Raw genomic sequence first — 14,264 nt, 5'->3', positions numbered from 1 at the left:
GTCGTCGCTTAGGCTCCTCGTAATGACAGCGAGGACAAGTTCATCAGGAGGAGCCACAGCGACACGGCAATCTGGGGCTTGGGAGCAGGAGATTACTTCGTCGCTCAGGCTCGGCTTTGGCATCCTGCGTCGCTCTACCACCTACATCCATGTAGGCGTCCTCGTAATGACAGCGGGGAGGGCAAGTTCATCAGGAGGAGCCCCAGGCGACGCGGCAATCTGGAGTTGAGAGCAGGAGATTACTTCGTCGCTCAGGCTCGGCTTTGGCATCCTGCGTCGCTCTACCACCTACATCCATGTAGGCGTCCTCGTAATGACAGCGAGGGCAAGTTCATCAGGAGTTCCAACGAACGGGCCGGATTACTGCCACAGGAGGGAACTTGGAGAGATGGAGAAGATCTTCCAGATCCCAGCCGATGCCACGAAAGTGAGCACTTACTCACCTTCGGCCCTCTCAACCAATATCGACGTCAGTCCATTCCGCGCCGCAGGGACAGGGGGCCGCGGATCTTGCGCTGTATCGCCCATCGACCATGGTGATCCTGATCACCGGCAACGGCATGAACGGGTCTATCCTCGATCGGAACGTCGGTTAGTTTAGACTCACTCACCGCGAGAGGGCCATTCCACCGGACGGTAGTTTGGGATCAATCCCTGCAATCAGCGGTTCTCGGAAGTCCGATCATGAAACACCTCGATGAGTGCCTGGCCGGCACCGGGCGTGAACGCATGCCGGATCTGCAACCCGCAACCCTGTACCAATGCGTACCGGTACCGGTGATTCCCGATTGCGGGAATGAGTTAAGGCGTGACGGGTTACTATCCATATAGGCGTCTGACGCCTAGCCGAGCCGATAGCCCCTTTTTCCAGGCCGAATGGGAAGACCCCCAAGACAGGAAAAGACGCACGACTTCGTCAGCGGGCGCGTAGAGGTGATCGACAAACAAGTAGGGACAGGACGCAGAATGAGCCCGACAACGCCGGTCAGCGCCACTAGAGGCCGTTAGGAGAGAATGGCGAGAGAGTCGTCCGCCTGAAAACAAAAGGGGAGCCGAGGCTCCCCTTAGATCACCCAAAAGAGGGTTTTCGGATCAGATATCGAGATTGGATACCGAAAGCGCGTTGCTCTCAATGAACTCGCGACGCGGCTCCACCTGATCCCCCATCAGGGTCGAGAAGATTTCGTCTGTGGCAATCGCATCTTCGATTCGCACCTGCAGGAGCCGGCGTGTCTCGGAGAACATCGTCGTCTCCCAGAGCTGTTCGGGGTTCATCTCACCCAATCCTTTGTAGCGCTGGATGTGTTGGCCGCGCTTGGCTTCTTCGAGTAGCCAGGTCAATGCCTCGCTGAACGTGCTTACCGGATGCTTCTTCTCGCCACGCTGAACAAAGGCGCCTTCGCTCAGCAGGCCATCGAGCTGTTCGCCGAGCGTGCGGATCGCACGATATTCCGGCAGGGCGAAGAATTCCGCGATGTAGGTGTAGTCGGTCGACACACCGTGCCGCCACTCTTTCACTACGGCGGCACTTATCGCACCGTCCGGTTCCCGCTCGAAACGCAGGTCGTAACGGGTCTCGCTACTCTGCTCATTGAGACGCTCTACCAGTTGACTGAAATACGGCTCGGCCTCTTCCGGCTGGCGGAATGCCTCTTCCGAAAGGCTTGGCAGGGTAATCATCTGCTGCAACGCACGGCTGTTGTAGCGGCGTGACAGCCGCTCGATACCGGCCATCACGGACTGATACTGGTTCGCGAGCTGCTCCAGACCCACACCGGTCAGTGGCGGCGCATCGGGGCTGATAAACAGCTGGGTATTATCGATTGCCTGGCTGAGCAGGTAGGCATTGAGTTCCAGGTCGTCCTTTACATAGCGCTCCTGCTTGCCCTTCTTGATTTTGTAGAGGGGTGGCTGGGCGATATAGATGTGGCCCCGCTCGATCAGTTCCGGCATCTGCCGGTAAAAGAATGTCAGCAGCAGGGTGCGGATATGCGAGCCATCGATATCCGCGTCGGTCATGATGATAAGGCGGTGATAACGTAGCTTGTCCGGATTGAACTCCTCCTTACCGATCCCGCATCCCAGCGCGGTAATCAGCGTGCCGACTTCGGCGGACGAGAGCATCTTGTCGAAGCGCGCCTTCTCGACGTTGAGGATCTTGCCCTTGAGCGGAAGGATCGCCTGGTACTTGCGATCACGCCCCTGCTTGGCGGAACCGCCCGCGGAATCGCCCTCGACCACAAACAGTTCCGATTTGGAGGGATCCCGCTCCTGGCAATCGGCCAGTTTACCCGGCAATCCGGCCACATCCAGGGCCCCCTTGCGTCGCGTCATCTCCCTGGCCTTGCGCGCTGCATCACGGGCACGGGCGGCATCGACCACTTTGCCGGCGATAATGCGGGAGTCCTGGGGATTCTCCAGCAAAAATCCTGACAGGTGCTCGGAAACCAGCGACTCCACCAGGCCCTTCACCTCGGAGGAGACCAGCTTTTCTTTGGTCTGCGAAGAGAATTTCGGATCGGGGACCTTGACCGACAGGACGGCGGTGAGGCCTTCGCGGGCATCATCCCCGGTCGGGTTCACCTTCATTTTCTTGGCTAGCCCCTCGGACTCGATGTATTGGTTGAGCGTTCGGGTCAGGGCGCCGCGGAAACCGGCCATATGGGTTCCGCCATCCTTTTGCGGGATGTTGTTGGTGTAGCAGAAGATGCTCTCCTGATAGGAGTCATTCCACTGCATCGCCAACTCCACCACGACATCCTCCTTTTCGGCAGTGAAATGGAAGACATTGGGGTGGAGGGGCGTCTTTTTCTTGTTCAGGTGCTCGACGAAAGCCCGGATACCACCCTGATACTCAAAAACGTCCTCTTTGTCGGAACGTTCGTCATGGAGGCGAATCCGGACACCGGAATTGAGGAAGGAGAGCTCACGCAGCCGTTTGGAAAGGATATCGTAATGGAATTCGGTATCGCGGAAGATCGCCACACTGGGCTTGAAACGGATCTCGGTGCCGGTGGTAGAGGCTTCACCTACGGCCTTCAAAGGCGACACAGGCACACCCAACCGATACTCCTGCTGATAAAGCTTGCCCTCGCGGCGAATAGTCAGCTTCAGCTCTTCGGAAAGTGCATTGACGACGGAAACCCCGACCCCATGCAGACCGCCGGAGACCTTGTAGGAGTTGTTGTCGAACTTACCGCCGGCATGCAGGACGGTCATGATGACTTCAGCAGCCGACTGACCCTCTTCGTGCATGTCGGTCGGGATACCGCGACCATTATCCCGAACGGTGACCGAGTCGTTGCTATGGATGATCACATCGATCTGGCTGCAATAGCCGGCCAATGCCTCATCGATAGAGTTATCGACCACTTCAAAAACCATGTGGTGCAGACCGGTCCCGTCATCGGTATCACCGATATACATCCCTGGGCGCTTTCGGACCGCGTCCAGCCCCTTCAGGACCTTGATCTTGGAAGAATCGTAACTTTCGCTCATACAGGGCTCCCGTCCTCTAACCGACATATTGTATCATTTTCCTGGCCTATTCCCCGCCTAGACACACTAAAGTTTCCGCTTATCGCACAATCTCATAAAAGGGGTGCTCTTTCCGTGGAGGCATGGTCGCCCCACGTCGACTGGGATGGGGCTCTCCTGCTCCCGCATCCGTGTGGGCCATTCGTTTGATGCACTTTTGATTAGCCGTTGTTCGCCTCGAACCGAAGCGGCGGCTGTTCTCTAGGAACGGGAACTGACTCGGCCGTGTTCCACGTGGAACACTTTGCTGGATGGCCATGCCTGATTCCCGATTAGGGCGGCTTCGGTGGTCGTTACAAAGATCTGGAGATCCATTTGGCTCAGTTGCGCCAACAGAACGGCTCTTCTCTCCCGATCGAGTTCGGCGGGAAGATCGTCAATCAGCAAAACGGCCGACCGACCTGTAGCCGCCCGGAACACCTCCAGCTGGGCAAGCCGGAGTGCCATCACCATTAGTTTTTGCTGACCTCGGGAAACCACTTCCGATGCAGGCCGGCCCTCGATCCTGATCTGCAATTCGGCACGATGGGGGCCCACGGTCGTGTACCCAAAGCGCTCGTCCTTCTCGCGCGCCGCCCTTAATGCCTCATCAAGCGGCTCGCTTCCCCACCCGGTTTTTAGTGCAATCTCGACTTCCAGGTCTCCCAACAGACTTTCCAGATGTTGCTCGACCCGGGGCAGCAAGGTTTCCACATAACGCGCCCGTTGTGCCGTAATTTCGTTTCCCGCCGACGTCATCTCTCTTTCCCAGACGGTAAGGCTCGCATTACCAGCCCCCTGCTTCAGTAACGCATTCCTTTGCCGCAGTGCACGTTCGTAGGTTAGCCAGTGGCGATGAAACGGACGTTCCACGTGAAACACACCCCAATCCACCAGCGCTCGTCGCTGATTGGGTCCTCCACTAATGAGGGCGTGGCTTTCCGGGGTGATCACCAGGAGGGGAAGCAGTGCTGCCAATGCCGACACGCCTTTTGCCCGCTGGCCATCGACATGGATTTCCGTCTTTTCCCGGTTGCTCTTTTTGACACCCAACCGGTGACTAAATTCATTCTCCTTTCCCTCGCCAAACACTAGCAGTGCGTCGGCCTCCCTGTTTACCACTTCCCTGGTCTTTCGGGTCCGAAAGGAGCGTCCCAGCGCCAGAATATGAATGGCCTCCAGCAGGCTTGTTTTTCCGCTGGCATTAGCCCCTTCGATAATATTCAGTCCGGGATCCGGCGCAATCCTCACGTCCTCGAGGATGCGTACGTGCCTGGCTTGCAGGCGCGTCAATCGCATTATTCAACCTGGATTTCTGACAGACGAATGCCCAGTGCCGTGGCTAGCAAGAACCAGAGAAGATCCCTTGTGCGGCGGGAAAAACGAGCCCACAAACGGACCCGCCATCGATAGGGACAGGGAAGGCCGAACCGGTACCCTTTGTGTGTGGATTCGGTAACCCATCCGGCTTTACTACAACCTCATCGGCATCACGACGTAGCGTGACCCTTCGTTACCCAATCCACGAACGAGGCAACTACTGTTCGCGTCACTTAAGGTGATCTCCACCTGTTCCTCATCAATCGCATTGATCGCCTCGAGGAGATAGGCGACATTGAATCCGATCTCCAACTCCTCTCCCTGATAATCGACGTCCAGTTCCTCTTCCGCCTCTTCCTGCTCGGGATTGTTGACGACTGCCCGCAACTGGTCGTTGCTCAGCTCAAGTCGAATCCCGCGATATTTTTCATTGGACAGAATGGCCGCCCGCACCAGTGCCTGTCGCAAACTCTCGCGATCGGCCGTGACGATCTTGTCGCCCCCCTTCGGGACCACCCGTTCATAATCGGGGAATCGTCCATCCACCAATTTCGAGGTAAATCCGATATTCGGTAGCTCCACCTTGATGTGATTGGTATTCAGCTGAACCCGGCACAACTCCTTGGAATCCACCAAAAGCCGGAACAATTCCATCACACCCTTTCGCGGAATAATCACCTGGCGTTGTTCCGTGCCGGTCTGTTCGGCTATCCGATCACTCAAAGCCAGCCGGTGCCCGTCGGTGGCAACGGTTCGTAGTGAGCCGGCATTGAATTCCAGCAGTAAACCGTTCAGATAATAGCGAACGTCCTGATTCGCCATACAAAACTGTGTCTTTTCAATAAGATGGCGAAGTTCACCTTGGGGGATCTCAAATTCGAAGGCACCAGCGATTGCTTCTGTTGCCGGAAACTCCGCCGCCGGGAGTGTCGCAAGCGTGAATCGACTTTTGCCCGATCGGAATCTGGCCTTTTCTCCATCGACCGTGATATCGATTTCCGCGCCTTCCGGAAGCGCCTTACAGATATCCATGAATTTCCGTGCCGGCAGCGTAATATCACCGGTATCGGCTCCAATTACCGGTACAGCCGCTGTCAATTCGACTTCCAGGTCCGTCCCGGTCAGCGTTACCCGGTCGGGTTCGGCGTTTACCAGAATGTTTGAAAGTACCGGTAGTGTCTGCCGCTTTTCAACGACTCCACCGACGACCTGTAGCGGTCGGAGTAACGCTTCTCTCGATATCGTAAATCGCATGTCCCCGTCTTCCCCGGACGTAATTATTAGTGGTTTAGATCTTTAACCCATTGTTACTACTATGTCGCGCATTTGCTGTGAGTAACTCTATTCTCTCCTTGAGATTCAGTATCTTATGCTGACTCACAACCGCGTTTCAATCTTTGGGACCACCTGTGGATAACCTGTTCATCGTCTGGTGTTCTCAGCGAAAAGCTGATTTATCCACAGGTTATCCCAATCATGTAGTCAGGATTCTCAACAGGTTTGCGTAATCCTCTGCGATGCGCTGATCCTCTTCCTTTAGCGATGCGACTTTTTTGCAGGCATGCAGCACCGTCGTATGGTCCCGGCCCCCGAAGGCATCACCAATCTCCGGCAGACTATGGTTCGTCAGCTCTTTGGCGAGCGACATTGCCACCTGCCGCGGACGCGCGATTGAGCGATTGCGTCGCTTCGATAATAAATCAGCGACCCGGATCTTGTAATACTCGGCGACCGTCTTCTGGATATTTTCAATAGTGACCAGTTTCGCCTGTAGCGCCAGAAGGTCGTGGAGTGCCTCTTTGGCAAAATCCACGGTAATCGGTCGCCCGGTGAAGTGCGAATTGGCAACCACCCGCCGTAACGCCCCCTCGAGTTCGCGAATATTCGAGCGAATCCGCTTGGCAATAAAGAATGCCACCTCGCTCGGCAGCTCGACCCCGGTTTGTAACGCCTTGCTATTAAGGATAGCCACTCGGGTCTCCAGTTCGGGTGGCTGGATAGCGACGGTTAGACCCCAGCCAAACCGGGACTTGAGTCGCTCCTCCAATCCATTCACTTCTTTCGGGTAGCGGTCGCAGGTGAGAATGACCTGTTGCTGGCCTTCGAGTAGTGCATTGAAGGTGTGGAAAAACTCCTCCTGGGAGCGCTCCTTTCCGGCGAAGAACTGGATATCGTCGATCAGCAGAGCATCGAGTGAACGGTAGAAGCGTTTGAATTCATTGATGGCGTTTTGTTGCAGGGCCTTGACCATGTCTGCAACGAAACGCTCCGAGTGCAGGTAGAGAACCTTTGCGCTTGGACGGTTTCGGAGGATCTCGTTACCTACCGCATGCATCAGATGGGTCTTCCCGAGGCCGACCCCCCCATAGATGAAAAGCGGGTTGTAGGCCTCTCCCGGGTTCTCAGCGACCTGCATCGACGCGGCGCGCCCGAGCTGGTTGGATTTGCCCTCGACGAAGCTCTTGAAGGTGTAGTTATGCTGGAGTTTGCTACGTCGATAATCGGGTTTGGCGCGCTCGCTCACCGAGGGACTTTCGCCACTGACCCCCGGCTCCTGCGTCATCACGGGTGTGCTGTTCGTCACTTGGGCGCGTGAACCGACTTCGAACCTCACCGGCAAGGTCCCGGTATCGCTATAGGCACTGACCAGCTCTTCAATCCTTGATTGAAACCGTTCTGTTACCCAATCCATGACAAAACGGTTGGGGGCGAACAGGCACACCCGATCTTTCGATACTTCCGCTTGCAGCGGCCGAATCCAGGTATTGAACTGCTGAGGAGAGAGTTCATGCTCTAGGGCGTCTAGACATTTCTGCCAGAAACTGGGCGTCACGGATGCGACCTTCGGTTCTAGTGTACTGTTGCATGCTTGGCGATACTTTCAGAGCCCCCAAAAACGTCAGGACAAGGCGCAGCGCGCAGGCGATGGCTATCCCTTCTCAAGCGCTGCAACGCCGTCATGGCGTTTTTTTGGGGGCTCCCTTCGGGCGAGCCGCTGGCCGGCCATCTGCGGCGTTGCGTTTCTTGGGCCGCTCTTGTGTATCCCTGCGCCTGCGGCATTTGTGCGTCCCTGCACTTCACAAGGGCGCACCGTTCCCGCGAAACGCGCCTTGCACCTGGCTGGCCAGCGACTCGCTGAAAGCACCGCCACGCATGTAACAGTGCACTGGCGTGGAGAGGCAATGGAGAGCGCAGTCTACCGCCGATAACAAAAGTTATCCACACCTTATCCAGATCGAAAAACCTCGCGCTATCTTGACATATGACCAGAAATCACAGTATCGTTTCCGACTTTTCCGGGCCGGCTCCCTTTTTGGGTCCGGCTTATTACACAAGACTGCTTTGACCAGACGGTTGCCCCCATGAAAAGAACATTCCAGCCCTCCAATATCCGCCGCAAGCGCACCCACGGCTTTCGTGCCCGCATGAGCACCGTCGGCGGTCGCAAGGTGCTGAAAGCCCGTCGCGCAAAGGGCCGTGCTCGCCTGTCCGCGTAATACGAGATCTTGCAGAACTCCCCCGGTCGCAGCGGTCCGGCTGAATCCGCTACGGCGTTTCCCCGCCGAGTACGGCTGCTGAAGCCGGGAGAGTTCAAGCGCGTGTTTCAGGATGCGTGCCGGGTCAATGGGGGGCAGATTCTCGTTTTGGCCCGAGCCAATGACCTCGGCTATCCTCGGTTGGGGATGGCCATCTCCCGAAAGAACGCCAAACGTGCCGTGGCGCGTAACCGTGCCAAACGCCAGATTCGGGAGAGTTTTCGCCTCAACCAGGGTGAAATCGGGGGCTTTGATGTAGTAGTCTTGAGCCGCCCCGGTATCGATCGACTGGATAAATCCCGACTACGGGCCACTCTGGAACAGCTCTGGCGAGCCTTGCCCGAACGATGCAGAAACTCTTCCTCGCCCTGATCGCATGTTATCGCTACTGCATTAGCCCCTTTCTGGGCAATAACTGCCGTTTTTATCCCAGCTGTTCGTCCTATGCCCAGCAGGCGATCGTCCGTCATGGTGCACTTCGGGGTAGCTGGCTCACTGTTCGCCGTCTGTCCCGCTGCCATCCCTGGCACGAGGGTGGACTGGATCCCGTACCCGACAACAAAGATTAGCCGATGGACCTACAACGAATCATTTTACTTGGTGGCCTGCTTTTCACTGTCATGCTGATCTGGAATGCATGGCAGGAAGATTATGTGCGGCCCCAGCAGGAGCAGGTGGCGACCACCGAACGGGACCAAGTCGACACGCCGAGTCTGCCCACCGATGGAGCACCGGCTGGTGATGTACCGACCGCGGAGGTACCGGAAACCTCTGCCGCCGACACCCCGGTGAGTCAGACCCGGACCGGGCTCGGCGCCGGCGAGCGCATTACCGTCACCACGGATGTCTTCCGCGCCGAGATCAATGCAGTTGGCGGGGACCTGCGTCGCATCGAGCTTCTGGAATATCCGGTTTCGGTCGACCAGCCGGATAACCCCATCACTCTGTTGAACGATCGACCGGGTGATCTGTTTGTCGCCCAGACCGGATTGCTGCCCGCCGGCACCGATGGCTCTCCGGCCCCGAGTCATCATGCCCGCTTCGAAGCCGAGAAGTCCGAGTATCGGCTGTCGGAACGTGAGGACCAGCTCAACGTCGATCTGACCTGGCGTGAAAACGGTATTGTGGTCACCAAGACCTACACCTTCCGTCGCGGTGATTACCTGGTGGATGTGGGATATACGATCGAGAACGCCAGCGGCGCGCCGTGGAACGGCCACATGTATCGCCAGCTGCAGCGCACCCCCCCGCAGGATGATGGTCAGTTCTTTATCTACACCTACACCGGCGGCGTAATCTATAGCCCTGAAGAGCGCTACGAAAAGATCGATTTCGACGAAATGGCCGAAGCGCCCCTGAACCGTACCTTCCAGGGCGGCTGGGCAGCCATGATTCAGCACTACTTCCTCAGTGCCTGGGTACCGCCGCAGGACCAGAAATACACCTATTACACCAAGGGGATCGGCAACGAGCGGATTTTGGGTATGGTCGGGCCGCAGATCCAGGTCGCCCCGGGCGCCTCAGAGACCCTGACCTCCGGACTGTACGTCGGGCCCAAGATCCAGAACCGCCTCGAGGAGATTGCCACCGGTCTGGAACTGACCGTGGACTACGGCATACTCACCTTCATCTCGAAGCCGCTGCACTGGGTCCTTGCCCTGTTCCACTCCATTTTTGGCAACTGGGGCGTGGCGATTATCCTGCTCACCGTCCTGATCAAAGCCGTCTTCTACAAACTCTCGGAGAAGAGTTACACATCAATGGCGCACATGCGGAAGGTCCAGCCGCGCCTGATGGCCATCAAGGAGAAGTATGGCGATGACCGCGAAAAGCTGAACCAGGCCATGATGAAGCTGTACAAGGAGGAGAAGATCAATCCTCTCGGCGGTTGTCTGCCTATCCTGGTACAGATCCCGGTGTTCATCGCCCTGTACTGGGCGCTGCTGGAGAGCGTCGAGTTGCGGCAGGCGCCGTTCATGCTCTGGATCCAGGATCTGTCAGTGGCGGATCCCTACTTCGTACTGCCGGTGCTGATGGGCGCGACCATGCTCATCCAGCACCGTCTGAATCCGACCCCGATGGACCCTATACAGGCCCGGGTGATGATGCTCCTCCCCATTGTTTTCACCGTCTTCTTCGCCTTCTTCCCGGCGGGGCTGGTTCTGTACTGGGTGGTGAACAACGGCCTGTCGATCCTGCAGCAGTGGTATATTACCCGCTTTGTCGTTAAGACCTGATCATGGCCATGTGAACCACCGGGAACAGGGAGCTGTCTTTATGAAAACTCCCCGTGTTCCCAGTGGTGGAACCCCATGATCGTTTCTACGGACACCATCGCCGCGATTGCTACACCGCCCGGACGGGGCGGCGTCGGGATCGTGCGGGTGTCGGGTTCCCTCGCATCGGTCATTGCCGAACGTGTGCTGGGACGGATCCTGCCCGCCCGCCGGGCCGACTATCTTCCGTTCCTGGGCCCCGACGCCAGTATTCTCGACCAGGGCATCGCGCTCTTCTTCCAGAATCCCCACTCTTTTACCGGCGAGGATGTCCTCGAACTCCAGGCCCATGGCGGCCCGGTGGTGCTCGATATGCTCCTGGAGACGGTGGTGGCCCACGGTGCCCGTCTGGCCCGCCCCGGCGAATTTTGCCAACGCGCCTTCCTGAATAACAAGCTGGATCTGGCCCAGGCCGAAGCCGTGGCCGATCTCATCGAAAGCGGCAGCCGTGAGGCCGCCCGTTCCGCACTGCGTTCGCTGCAGGGGGAGTTCTCCCAGCGGGTATACACTCTGGTGGAACGGTTGATCGCCTTGCGGATAAATGTGGAGTCGGCCATCGACTTTCCCGACGAGGAGATCGACTTCCTCGCCGAGGGTGAAGTGAGCGCCCACTTACGTTCTATTCGGGATGCCGTAGGCGAGGTGCAGGCCACGGCCCGGCAGGGGCGACTGCTCCGCGAGGGCATGACCGTGGTACTGGCCGGGCGCCCCAACGCCGGCAAATCCAGTCTGCTCAATGCCCTGGCGGGTCAGGAGTCGGCCATCGTCACCGAGATCCCCGGCACCACCCGCGACATCCTGCGTGAGCAGATCGATATCGATGGTATGCCACTGCACGTCATCGATACCGCCGGTCTGCGAGACTCCGTCGATCGCATCGAGCAGGAGGGGATCCGCCGCGCCTGGGCTGCCATCGAAAAGGCCGACCGCGTCCTGCTGGTGGTCGATGACCGGCTCGGCATCGAGGCCGAGGAAAGGGCCATCCTGGAAAAACTGCCCGATGGCCTGCCGGTGACGGTGGTCTGCAACAAGGTGGACCTCTCCGGCCGTGAAGTCGGCGAAGGGAGTGATGCATTGGGCGCCGAGGTACGTGCTTGTGCCAGAACCGGCGAAGGGATCGAACTGTTGCGCTCCCACCTGAAGCGGGTGATGGGTTATGAACAGGCCGGCGAGGGCGCCTTCATGGCCCGTCGCCGCCATCTCGAGGCCCTCGGCGCCGCCACCAAACACCTGCAGCATGCCGCCAGCCGACTGGAAGAGGGCGCCGGCGAACTGGTCGCGGAGGAACTCCGCCTCGCGCAGCAGCACCTCTCCGAAATCACCGGCGAATTCACCTCCGACGACCTCCTCGGCCGGATCTTCGAATCCTTCTGCATTGGTAAATAGACCCGGCGTGTCCGGAGAAACCCGAGCCTGCTTATGAAGGTAGGAGGGGCGCTCCGCCGCGAAGTCCGATCAGCCAATCGCCCCGGGGGCGGGCCTCCTACCGGTGTGTCCGGATGACTCCTGAGCCGCTATGGGGGTAGGAGGGGCGCCCCCGCCGCGAAGTCCGATCAGCCAATCGCCCCGAGGGCGGGCCTCCTACCGGTGTGTCCCGAGACTCCTGAGCCACTATGAGGTAGGAGGGGCGCTCCGCCGCGAAGTTCGATCAGCCAATCGCCCGAGGGCGGGCCTCCTACCGGCGTGTCGGGAGACACCGGGGGTGGCCTCCTACGGCCGAAACGCCTGTACTTGGTCTTTCAGATGAGGCAGCCAGCGATCGGGGTCGTCGTCGGCGTAGCGGATGCGGGTGTAGAGATCGGTGATCCGCTGGATGGGTCCGGTGAGGTCGGGTCGGGCGACCAGGACGCGTTCGGCATAGGCGCGGGGTCCTTCGTCGCGCTGGCGCGGCAGGCCGTGGGAATCGAGTTTGCGGCAGAACCGTTCATAAAACCGGGCCGCCGGGTCGGTTTTGGCTCTGCGGGGCCATAACAGATAGGCACCGACCCCTCCGAGCAGTACCAACAGCGACAGGAACAGCATGCCGACCATGCCGCGCCAGTCGATATCCCCCAACCCCAGGCGGCGGATCAGGTCGCGTTGACGTTCCTGGTCGAAGCCCAGCACCCACTGGTTCCAGGTATGGTTGGCGGCATCCCACGATGCGCTCATTTGCTGCCAGCTGCGCGCCAGCCAATCCGCTTGTGCACCGCTGAGGGTAAGGGGGAGAGTCGAGCGGAATCGTTCCGTATCCGCGGTGGCCTGTACGCGCTCGGGCGGCACCACCGCCGTTGGGTCCACGCGCACCCAGCCCTGATCCTCCAGCCAGACCTCGGCCCAGGCATGGGCGTCGGCCTGGCGAATGATGAGGTAGTCACCTACCGGGTTGAACTGTCCCCCCTGATAGCCGGTAACCAGCCGGGCCGGTATTCGTGCTGCGCGCATCAGGGTGATGAAACTGGCGGCATAGTGTTCACAGAAACCGCGGCGCCGGTCGAACAGAAAACTGTCCACGGCATTGTCGGCAGGCAGTGCCGGCGGCTGACGGGTGTAATAGAACGGCTGGTCGCGGAAGAAGCTCAGAGCGGCAGAGATGATGGCCTCCGGGGCCATACCCTCCTCGCGCCAGCGGCGTGCGAGGGCGGTGGTCTGTGGATTGCTGCCGGCGGGCAGGTCGAGGCCCAACTGGCGTTGCAGCGATGACAGCTCGCCGGTGTTGTAATCGAGGACCGAGCGCATCGAATAGCGGCGCCGTTCGTTCACCGGCTTGTCCGCCACCATCTGGAAATCACCGCGAATGTTTGCCGCCGGTGGGGCGCCGGTCGGCAGGTCGAGGGCGAACAGCCACTTGCGGTTGTGGGGTTCAATCGTCACCTCGTAATCGACCGTTTTTCCGGCATCCTGATAGCCGGCATCACCCAGACGGCCCACCCGTTCGCCCTCGGGATCAAGCACGCGCCAGCCGCGCCCATCGGTCAGCCACAACACCGGGCCGCGCCAGTAGAGCCGGTCGGCCGCGGGCGGTTCACCATCGAACTGTACGCGAAACGCCACTTCCTGCGACTCGGCGAGGCTGGTGATCGAGCCCAGGGTCAACTCGTCGCTGAGTCCGGTGGTGCCCTGGTGGGCATCCTCCGGCAGTGCCCAGAGCGGCCCCGGAATCCGCGGAAACAGGATGAACAGCACCAGCATCAGCGGAACCGACTGCAATAGCAGTCCCCCGGCCAGCCGTACATAACCTCTGCTATGGCGCTGCGCACCGCCCGGATGATTGAGCGCCACCAGTGCTGCGGTCAGTGCCAGCACTACGGCGAACATGTAGATACCGACGAAGATCGATTGACTGAACAGAAAGCCGCTGATGACCAGGAAATAGCCGAGGAAAATCACCAGCATGGCATCGCGAAGGGTACGCATCTCCAGCAGCTTCAGGCATAGCATTATCGTCAGCAGCGCTACCCCCGCCTGCTGGCCAAGCAGCGTCTGGTAGGCGGCAAAAATGCCGGCCACTCCCGCAACCGTCAGCCCCATCGTGACCGTCCGTCCCGGCAGGGGCCAGCCCTTGAGTTCGCGCAGGACTCGCCAGACGATCAGCGCCCCGCAACCGACTCCCAGCCAGGCTGGCATCCGCAGCAGG

At 59.1% G+C, this 14,264-nt stretch carries 10 protein-coding genes; 5 read left to right on the top strand and 5 right to left on the bottom strand.

All coding sequences use genetic code 11. From position 1 onward, the window contains the following. Positions 1 to 1,092: 1,092 nt before the first annotated feature. From gyrB to dnaA, 4 genes are all read right to left on the bottom strand, one after another. Positions 1,093 to 3,498 carry a DNA topoisomerase (ATP-hydrolyzing) subunit B gene (gene gyrB / locus Q7L05_RS14850; RefSeq protein ID WP_303908382.1) on the bottom strand — a complete coding sequence of 802 codons (2,406 nt, stop codon included), beginning with the start codon at positions 3,496 to 3,498 and terminating at the stop codon, positions 1,093 to 1,095. Positions 3,499 to 3,738: 240 nt separating this feature from the next. Continuing rightward, the gene (gene recF / locus Q7L05_RS14845; RefSeq protein WP_303908379.1) at positions 3,739 to 4,815 is read right to left on the bottom strand and encodes a DNA replication/repair protein RecF; all 1,077 of its coding nucleotides are present in this window, start codon (positions 4,813 to 4,815) and stop codon (positions 3,739 to 3,741) included. A gap of 174 nt (positions 4,816 to 4,989) precedes the next feature. Next, positions 4,990 to 6,090: a DNA polymerase III subunit beta gene (dnaN, locus tag Q7L05_RS14840; protein WP_303908376.1), complete on the bottom strand. Its 1,101-nt coding sequence runs from the start codon at positions 6,088 to 6,090 to the stop codon at positions 4,990 to 4,992. 220 nt (positions 6,091 to 6,310) lie between these two features. Then, positions 6,311 to 7,669: a chromosomal replication initiator protein DnaA gene (gene dnaA / locus Q7L05_RS14835; protein WP_303908373.1), complete on the bottom strand. Its 1,359-nt coding sequence runs from the start codon at positions 7,667 to 7,669 to the stop codon at positions 6,311 to 6,313. 529 nt (positions 7,670 to 8,198) lie between these two features. Between dnaA and rpmH the strand changes: the two genes are divergently transcribed. The 5 genes from rpmH (at position 8,199) to mnmE (ending at position 12,034) form a co-directional block, all read left to right on the top strand. Continuing rightward, entirely contained in the window at positions 8,199 to 8,333 is a 135-nt protein-coding gene (gene rpmH, locus Q7L05_RS14830) for a 50S ribosomal protein L34 (RefSeq protein WP_092998439.1), read from the top strand. 9 nt (positions 8,334 to 8,342) lie between these two features. Beyond that, positions 8,343 to 8,744: a ribonuclease P protein component gene (rnpA, locus tag Q7L05_RS14825; RefSeq protein ID WP_303908366.1), complete on the top strand. Its 402-nt coding sequence runs from the start codon at positions 8,343 to 8,345 to the stop codon at positions 8,742 to 8,744. After that, positions 8,720 to 8,941 carry a membrane protein insertion efficiency factor YidD gene (yidD, locus tag Q7L05_RS14820; protein WP_303908363.1) on the top strand — a complete coding sequence of 74 codons (222 nt, stop codon included), beginning with the start codon at positions 8,720 to 8,722 and terminating at the stop codon, positions 8,939 to 8,941. Before rnpA ends, yidD begins: the two co-directional genes overlap by 25 nt. Before the next feature lie 3 nt (positions 8,942 to 8,944). Next, positions 8,945 to 10,609 carry a membrane protein insertase YidC gene (yidC, locus tag Q7L05_RS14815; RefSeq protein WP_303908358.1) on the top strand — a complete coding sequence of 555 codons (1,665 nt, stop codon included), beginning with the start codon at positions 8,945 to 8,947 and terminating at the stop codon, positions 10,607 to 10,609. Positions 10,610 to 10,687: 78 nt separating this feature from the next. Next, positions 10,688 to 12,034, top strand: a complete 1,347-nt coding sequence (gene mnmE, locus Q7L05_RS14810; protein ID WP_317623142.1) for a tRNA uridine-5-carboxymethylaminomethyl(34) synthesis GTPase MnmE — start codon at positions 10,688 to 10,690, stop codon at positions 12,032 to 12,034. Positions 12,035 to 12,358: 324 nt separating this feature from the next. Here mnmE and Q7L05_RS14805 read toward each other — a convergent pair. Further along, positions 12,359 to 14,264: transglutaminase TgpA family protein (locus Q7L05_RS14805; protein ID WP_303908351.1), on the bottom strand; the 1,906-nt coding region annotated here is incomplete at its 5' end.

The sequence above is a fragment of the Thiohalomonas denitrificans genome (assembly GCF_016841685.1).
Taxonomy (GTDB): Bacteria; Pseudomonadota; Gammaproteobacteria; order Thiohalomonadales; family Thiohalomonadaceae; genus Thiohalomonas; species Thiohalomonas denitrificans_A.
The sequence above is the reverse complement of the archived record's forward strand: the minus strand, read 5'-3'. Positions and strand labels throughout refer to the sequence as shown.